Raw genomic sequence first — 6,959 nt, 5'->3', positions numbered from 1 at the left:
CTAGTATCTGAATGAACTGCTCAATGGTTGTGGTCTTCCAGTCCCGAGGATAGAACAGTTCCGTTTTCAGCCGTCCGAAGAAACCTTCGCATGCGGCGTTGTCAGGTGAACACCCCTTGCGCGACATCGAGCGAATCAATTTCGCTTCACCGATCCTCGATAGCCAACCGGGCCAGCGATAGTGTGCTCCACGATCAGAGTGGACGACGGGCCCGAATCGCCGGAATTCTTCCAGTAGGTATGCCACTCAGGCTGATGCGCCAGCTGCAAGCCGACCCAGACCGGTTTGCCGGCCTCCACGCCCTCGGGCGCCCAGGCCAGCAACTCGGCACGCACCTGTTCGGTGGTGACGACCGGGCCACTGGCGCTGGTGCCGGTGTTCAGCAGCTTATTTTGAAGGTTTTGGCCCGTGGCCAAGGTGCTGATTGCACCAGCCGCTATTAAAAAAATAGCAAATGCGGTTTTGAGCAAAGGACGCTTGAAGTTCATGGTGACAGTGTGAGCAGACAGAGAAGGCATTAGTTCCAGAGGGTTTTTTAAGCCAGGCGGGCGGTGACTGGGGCCTCAGAGCTCGGCCGCGTCTGCCTCGGCCTCTGGCCATAGCCGTGGGAACAGAAACCGCAAGGCATGCTGTGGCAGGCCGAAGCGAACCTTGCCTTGCGGCGAGTCAGACTTCAAGAGCCCGCGCTTGACGAGCGTGCCCAGTGCGTCGGTGGCACCGCGATCACTCATGCCCAGCATGGACTTGAAGTCGCCCCGGGCGATTTCCTCGCCACTCAGAAAAAGGTAGTGCAAGCCGCGCAGGGATTCCTGCCGCACACCTGATTTTTCAACGGTGGCCTCAAACACCAGGCAGGCCTCAATGCGTGCTTTCATGGATGCAAAATCCAGCATGCCGGACATGAACCCGACCTGATCCAGGCAGGTATCAAGCACATAGTCAATCCAGGCAATAAGCGCCTGTTCGCTGAGGTTTCCCCGCCCGTCCAGATCGCCACGGCGCAGGCTGTCGGCATCGGCCAGCAGCGCGTAGTAGCGCTCTGTGCTGCGTGCAAATCCGCGCAGCGGCGACCAAAGCCCCCCGGTGTAGCCCATGGCGCTGAGCAGTGTGTGAGTGTGCAGCCGCATGACGCGCCCGTTGCCGTCGATGAAGGGGTGAATCCAGCCCATGCGCTGGTGCGCTGCGGCCATGGCCACCAGCGCCGCTTCGCCACGCCGCACGTTGCCATAAAAGCTGGCCCAGCGCTGCAGAAATAGCGGCACGCTGGCATGGGCCGGCGCCACATGCTGGCCCACCTTGACTTCACGCGTGCGCAATTGCCCTGGCACGATGGGCTCGTTTTCTGGGGTGACCAGATCTGCCGGGGGTAAGCTGCCAAACAGTTCACGGTGCATCTCCTGCACCGCGTCCACCGTGTACAGCGCGCGCGCACCCTCCAGCCCGTTGTAACGCCGCTCCAGGACTTCCTCGGCCTCGATATGCGCCACCGCCAGGCGTTGCTTGGCGGCCAGCGCGGCGTCTTTGGAGAAGTCCTGGCGTAAAGCCTGATCAATTTCGTGTGGCCGGGTGTGCTGCCCCTCAATGCGGTTGGTGTAGTACGAATTCATGCTGCGCAGCAGACTGCGCAGTTCGGGTGGCACCCGTGTGCCTGCCAGTGTGGTGGCCACCCGGGAGAGGTCGTGCGCCTTGGTTAACAGCGGCTCCATGCGCGCGTCGGCGGGCAGCGGGGGCTCAAACTGGTGAGGGTTCGTGTACATGCTTACATTTTGCCAACTTATAGATGTTTGTAAACTATTGATTTAATTGTAATTTCACTAGTTTTGCCAACTATTTTGCGTACTTTTATGCCAACTTTCCAAGCTCTGGCGCCAGGGACTTGCTGGGCGTGCACGCCTCCCGTCACTTGATAAGTAAATTGGCTTCCACCCTTGCGATACTTGCGCAAAAGGCTGCTGAATTAGAGCGGTAATGCCCTGTTTTATGGCTGTGCAGCTGTACACGCAGCAGTAAGCGGGGGGACAAACTTTGATAATACGGGCATGGTTCCCCCTCAAGTTGTCCCTTCACCCGCCATCGTGGTGGCGACCCTCAACGCCAAATACATCCACGCCTCGTTGGGCCTGCGTTACCTGCTGGCCAATATGGATGTGCATGGCGGGGCGGGGCTGCGCGCCCGGACGCAGCTGCGCGAATTCATCATCCAGCAGCGGCCCACGCAGATTGTCGAGGAACTGCTGGCGCTTGAGCCCGAGGTGATCGGCCTCGGTATCTATATATGGAACGTGGTCGAAACCACCCAGGTCGTGCGGCTGCTCAAAACCCTGAGGCCCGACATCAAGGTCGTGCTGGGCGGGCCCGAAGTCAGCTTTGAAACCAGTGAGCAGGAGATTTGCCGCCTGGCCGACCATGTGGTGACCGGCTGGGGCGATGTGAGTTTTCCCAGGCTGTGTCGGGCCCTGCTCGATGGCCCCAAGCCCTTGATGAAGGTGATTGCCGGCGAGCAGCCCGCGCTGGCAACCCTGGCCATGCCCTACAAGGAATACACCGACCAAGACCTGGCCAAACGCCTGCTCTACGTCGAGGCCTCGCGCGGCTGCCCCTTCAAGTGCGAGTTTTGCCTGAGTTCGCTCGACAAGACCGCCTGGGCCTTCGAGCTTGAACGGTTCATGGCCGAGATGGACGCGCTCTACCAGCGCGGCGCGCGCAACTTCAAGTTTGTGGATCGCACCTTTAATTTGAAGGTCGATTTTTCGGTGCGCATTCTGCAGTTTTTCCTCGACCGCATCCAAACCACGCCCGACATTTTTGTGCATTTTGAAGTCGTGCCCGACAGCCTGCCGGACCGGCTGAAAGCGCTGATCGCGCAGTTTCCGGCCGGGTCGCTGCAGTTTGAAGTCGGCATCCAGAGCTTTAACCCCGAGGTGCAGCAGCGCATTTCGCGCAGGCAAGACAACCTGAAGACTGCCGACAACCTGCGCTGGCTGGTGGGGCAGAGCCAGGCCCATGTCCATGCCGATCTGATTTTTGGCCTGCCCGGTGAAACGCTGGAAAGCTTTGCCCAGGGCTTTGACCGCCTTTATGAACTGGCGCCGCACGAAATCCAGTTTGGCATCCTGAAGCGCCTGCGCGGCACGCCGATCACCCGGCACACGGCCGACTTCGCCATGGCCTATGACCCGCAGACGCCGTACACGATCTTGCAGAATTCAACGATCGACTTTGCCACCATGCAGCGCATCCAGCGTTTTGCGCGCTACTGGGAGATGGTGGCCAATTCGGGGCGTTTTGCGCTGGCGCTCAAGCTCCTTCTGGCGCCTGGTTCGGCCTTCAACCACTTCCTGGCCTTCAGCGACTGGCTGTGGCAAAGCACCGGCAAGACGCATGAATTTGCGCTCGAAAAACTGGTGGATTTGCTGTTCGAGCACCTCACCACGGTCAGGCAGCTGGACGGCGACGAGGTGCGCGCCGCCCTGCTGGCCGACTACAGCGCCAGCGGCGCGCGCGCCCGGCCCAGCTGCCTGGCCGGGCTGCTGGACGCCGGCCGGCTGGCCTTGCCCATGGCGGCTGCCAAACATCGCGCCGAGCGGCAGGGGCGGCATCTGAGCCAGCAGGCGCATAAGGATGAGATTCAGAAGGCGGCGGCTGCGGCCTGAGGGCGGTTGCCGCCGTGCAGGGCCGGTTTTTTCGGTGTTTTATGCCTCTTGCCCATATCTTGCGCGCGTGTGAAGCTATTGAATTGATAGCAATGTGACTGCCTGCGCGGACCGCCCCGGCGGCCTATGCCCTTGAGCGTCCGGCAAATCCGGACGGGGGACTTCCGTTGCGCCGCTTTGGGGTGTACGCTTCCCAAGCCCGGGTCGGCCCATGGGATCGGGATGCCGCGCGGCCGGTGTGCAAGCCGCGGCACCCCTTGTCAACGACTTCTGGAGACTGTCATGAAATACATCATCAGCTGGAGCTTGCCGCAGAGTAGCTACAGCGCCGCCACGGCGCGCTTTCTCGAGACCGGGGGCGCGCCGCCCAAGGGCGTGGAACTGCTGGGACGCTGGCACGGCATGAGCGGCCAGGGCTTCGCGATTGCCGAGTCGAGCGACGCCAAGGCCATGTACCTGTTTCGGGCGCAATGGGCCGACGTGCTGCCGATCGAGGTCACGCCCTGCCTGGAGGACGCCGACGCCGGCGCGGTGCTGGCGTCGCTGGGCAAGCGTTGAGCGCAGGCCCGCGCAACATCGTTCGTGGGGCGTCATCGCCCGCAAGGGGGTAGCCATGGTGCTTCGTGTGGTCAGGCTGGGGAGCGCGCGGGTCGAGGGTGAAGGCATTCGTATTGGCACGGTGCGCCGCCCGCCACGCGGCGTTCCCAGGCAGGCGTTTGCCGCGCAGAACTGGTACGACGTCTGGTTCCCCAACCTGGCGCCCAGCGTCGCCACCATGAAGCTGGCCCAGCAGGCCGCCACGCCCAGGGACTGGCAGGCCTTCATCAAGAAGTACCGCGCCGAAATGGCCCTGCCCGACAACAGCCGGGCACTGGACCTGCTGGCCGCGCTGTCGCAGCACGCCAACTTCTCCGTCGGCTGCTATTGCGAAGACGAAGCGCATTGCCATCGCTCCGTGCTGCGCGCGCTGCTCGCCGAGCGCGGAGCCAGGCTGGAATAGCCCGCGCCGCAACCCCCATGACGCCCAGCCCCTCCATCGACTGGCCCGCGTGCATCATCACGGCCTTCGACTTCGTGGGCACCAAGGGCGTCGCGGCCAGCGGCCGCGCCTCCTTCGCGATGATGGAGATGCATCGGTTCGCGGTCGCGAAGATCAATGCCGGCCTGCCCAGGCACAGCCACGGCTACGTCTGGAATGACTCGGTACTGCTGCTCTCGTACCACACGACGCCGGCGCACACCCGGCTGGCGGTGCTGCAGGAGCTGAGCGAATTCAAGCGCGCGCTGGAGCTGCAGTCCGGCATCCGTACCTATGCCATGGCCGTCAGGGGGCGCGCCTTCCCGGATGACACACTGGCGTCCCCGGTGTTCCAGTGCCCGCCCGCCGGGCAGCCGCGTGCCATCGTGCTCAAGACGTCGAGCTGGGCCATGGCCAACTGCTTCCTCATCGAAAAAGCGCTCAAGCGGCACCGGGCGGACTGGTACATCGACAGCCGCATCACCCGGGGGACGGGGCTGGCGCAGCCCTTTGCCACCGAGTCGGTCTCTTTGCTTCCAAAAAACGAAGAGCGGAACATCAATATGTACAAGGGGTTTTTTGATGGCGGGGACTGATCTTCGTCTCAGCCAGACTGGACATCTGCAATGCGCCATCACGTCAAAAGCGTCTGCACTGCATGGTTTTTGTAGATACAATAACCTCGTGCGAATCACGTTCAACCCAGCCAAACGCGACAAGACGCTGGCCGAACGTGGGCTGGACTTTGCCGATGCTGCGGTCGTCTTTGCCGGCGTCACGGTAGAGGTCGAAGACACGCGCAAGGACTATGGCGAGCAACGCATCGTCTGCTTTGGCCTTCTTGATGGCCGCATGGTCGTTGTCGGCTATACACCGCGTGGCGCGGATCGCCACATCTTTAGCATGAGGAAGGCCAATGAACGCGGACAAACCCGCATCAAAACGCTCCTTGAAATCTGACCTGACGCGCGTGGATGCACATGCAGTGATGCCCGAGGAGTACGAAGAGCTTCCTGAACTCACCGAAGAAATGCTGCTGCGCGCGAAGGTCCACAAAGGCGGACGACCGGTGTCGCCCAATCCGCGCAAGCTGATCTCGCTGCGCTTGCCCGCTGACGTCATTGAACGCTGGAAGGCGACCGGTGCGGGCTGGCAAACGCGCATGGCTGAACGGCTGAGCAAGGTGCCCAATTCAAACCGTTCGGGCTGAGGTATTGAAGCCTTGCATGGGTTAGGCGCTGCTTCTCTGCGACCAGGCCGGGTCTCGCCCCGGCAGGCGACTCACTTGTCTTTTGCTTCGCCAAAAGAAAGTAAGCAAAGAAAAGGCGAGCCGAAGTCAGGGTCGCTACGCGATTCCTTGCGCTGCTCGGCTGGGCCGGAAATTTCAGGGGTTTTTGGGGTCAGAGCCCAAATTCGCCGAGCCTTCGGCTCGCCCGGAAGGTGCGGTGCGACGCACCGCAGCGAAATTGGTGTCTGACCCCAATAACCCCGTCGGACATCTGAAATTTTGATCCGGCCCATCCTGCGCTGCTCAGCCCTGCCACACGGCGCAGTCGGGGGCGGAGTCGGGGATTCGCGGTTTTGTAAGCGCTTTGTGCCTCTAGCCCATATGTGTCGGGTACAGGCAGCTATTGAATTAATAGCTAAATAACTAACGCCATTCACTCTCCACCGTTCGGGCTGAGCCTGTCGAAGCCTTATATTCACGCCATGCACAGCAAAGACGGTTTTGGCGAGATCAACCCCCATGGTGATAATGGCCATGATTTCCCCTTCCGAATGAGATGATGAAAAGATTGCACTTCCCATCCTGGCACTTTGATGCCGTCAACCGCAAGTCTCACGACACGCGGCTCGCTCGGGACGGGGAAGTCCCTTTCATTCGTTAGAGCTCATCACTATGTGGAAACTCTTAGCGATCTTCTTGATGGCACCAACTTCGGCGTTTGCTCTAGAAGCGGGCGATGCTTGCTCTCCCTCAACCAAGCTACCGGCCCACTTCGCCTGCTTGGATAGGGAAGTCTATGACTGTCGTGAACCGGCGGGAAGAATGGGCTACGTCGCCTGCGGCGACCTGAGACTTAAGAAGCTAGAGAGCGAAATGATGCAGCGCTATCGAAAGGTGCTCAAATTCTATGAAGGGAAACCAGAAAGCGGGGAAGATTTCAACCTTGCGCGCGTTTCCTTGGCTAGGGCTACGCTGATTAAGGTCCACGGCAACCGAGCGTGAAGCGTTACATGACGATGAAACAACAGACCCTTGCCATGGCAGCAGACCAATCGGGCT

9 protein-coding genes and 1 pseudogene are annotated in these 6,959 nt (G+C 61.0%); 6 read left to right on the top strand and 4 right to left on the bottom strand.

The genetic code is table 11. The features are described from left to right. From RMO23_RS16390 to RMO23_RS16380, 3 genes and pseudogenes are all read right to left on the bottom strand, one after another. Positions 1–211 (bottom strand): annotated as a pseudogene (locus RMO23_RS16390) (IS3 family transposase); the annotation flags it as partial. Then, positions 136–489, bottom strand: coding sequence for a hypothetical protein (locus tag RMO23_RS16385; protein WP_405041617.1), 354 nt, complete (start codon positions 487–489; stop codon positions 136–138). The pseudogene RMO23_RS16390 and the gene RMO23_RS16385, both read right to left, overlap by 76 nt. A gap of 75 nt (positions 490–564) precedes the next feature. After that, positions 565–1,758 (bottom strand): Fic family protein, encoded by a 1,194-nt coding sequence (locus tag RMO23_RS16380; protein ID WP_309683716.1) that lies wholly within the window; start codon positions 1,756–1,758, stop codon positions 565–567. 282 nt (positions 1,759–2,040) lie between these two features. Here RMO23_RS16380 and RMO23_RS16375 point away from each other — a divergent pair, with 282 nt between their 5' ends. From RMO23_RS16375 to RMO23_RS16350, 6 genes are all read left to right on the top strand, one after another. Next, positions 2,041–3,654: a B12-binding domain-containing radical SAM protein gene (locus RMO23_RS16375; RefSeq protein WP_309683715.1), complete on the top strand. Its 1,614-nt coding sequence runs from the start codon at positions 2,041–2,043 to the stop codon at positions 3,652–3,654. A 282-nt stretch (positions 3,655–3,936) separates the two neighbouring features. Then, on the top strand, positions 3,937–4,212 hold the full coding sequence (locus RMO23_RS16370) for a DUF3303 family protein (RefSeq protein WP_309683712.1): 276 nt from the start codon (positions 3,937–3,939) through the stop codon (positions 4,210–4,212). 55 nt (positions 4,213–4,267) lie between these two features. Then, positions 4,268–4,654 (top strand): DUF488 family protein, encoded by a 387-nt coding sequence (locus RMO23_RS16365; RefSeq protein WP_309683710.1) that lies wholly within the window; start codon positions 4,268–4,270, stop codon positions 4,652–4,654. 17 nt (positions 4,655–4,671) lie between these two features. After that, on the top strand, positions 4,672–5,268 hold the full coding sequence (locus RMO23_RS16360) for a hypothetical protein (RefSeq protein ID WP_309683708.1): 597 nt from the start codon (positions 4,672–4,674) through the stop codon (positions 5,266–5,268). 88 nt (positions 5,269–5,356) lie between these two features. Further along, positions 5,357–5,632, top strand: coding sequence for a BrnT family toxin (locus RMO23_RS16355; RefSeq protein ID WP_309683707.1), 276 nt, complete (start codon positions 5,357–5,359; stop codon positions 5,630–5,632). After that, a complete protein-coding gene (locus tag RMO23_RS16350) occupies positions 5,622–5,882 on the top strand; it encodes a BrnA antitoxin family protein (protein ID WP_309683705.1) in 261 nt (86 codons plus the stop codon). Before RMO23_RS16355 ends, RMO23_RS16350 begins: the two co-directional genes overlap by 11 nt. Positions 5,883–6,761: 879 nt before the next feature. Here the strand turns inward: RMO23_RS16350 and RMO23_RS16345 are convergent. After that, on the bottom strand, positions 6,762–6,959 hold a 198-nt coding region (locus tag RMO23_RS16345; RefSeq protein WP_309683703.1), incomplete at its 5' end, for a hypothetical protein.

The sequence above is a fragment of the Polaromonas sp. genome (assembly GCF_031411155.1).
In the GTDB taxonomy this organism is placed as follows: domain Bacteria; phylum Pseudomonadota; class Gammaproteobacteria; order Burkholderiales; family Burkholderiaceae_C; genus Polaromonas.
The sequence above is the reverse complement of the archived record's forward strand: the minus strand, read 5'-3'. Positions and strand labels throughout refer to the sequence as shown.

Coding starts and splice junctions, on each gene's coding strand:
- RMO23_RS16380 (WP_309683716.1), bottom strand. CDS start 1,758: ATGTACACGAACCCTCACCAGTTTGAGCCCCCGCTGCCCGCCGACGCG.
- RMO23_RS16375 (WP_309683715.1), top strand. CDS start 2,041: ATGGTTCCCCCTCAAGTTGTCCCTTCACCCGCCATCGTGGTGGCGACC.
- RMO23_RS16385 (WP_405041617.1), bottom strand. CDS start 489: ATGAACTTCAAGCGTCCTTTGCTCAAAACCGCATTTGCTATTTTTTTA.
- RMO23_RS16360 (WP_309683708.1), top strand. CDS start 4,672: ATGACGCCCAGCCCCTCCATCGACTGGCCCGCGTGCATCATCACGGCC.
- RMO23_RS16365 (WP_309683710.1), top strand. CDS start 4,268: ATGGTGCTTCGTGTGGTCAGGCTGGGGAGCGCGCGGGTCGAGGGTGAA.
- RMO23_RS16370 (WP_309683712.1), top strand. CDS start 3,937: ATGAAATACATCATCAGCTGGAGCTTGCCGCAGAGTAGCTACAGCGCC.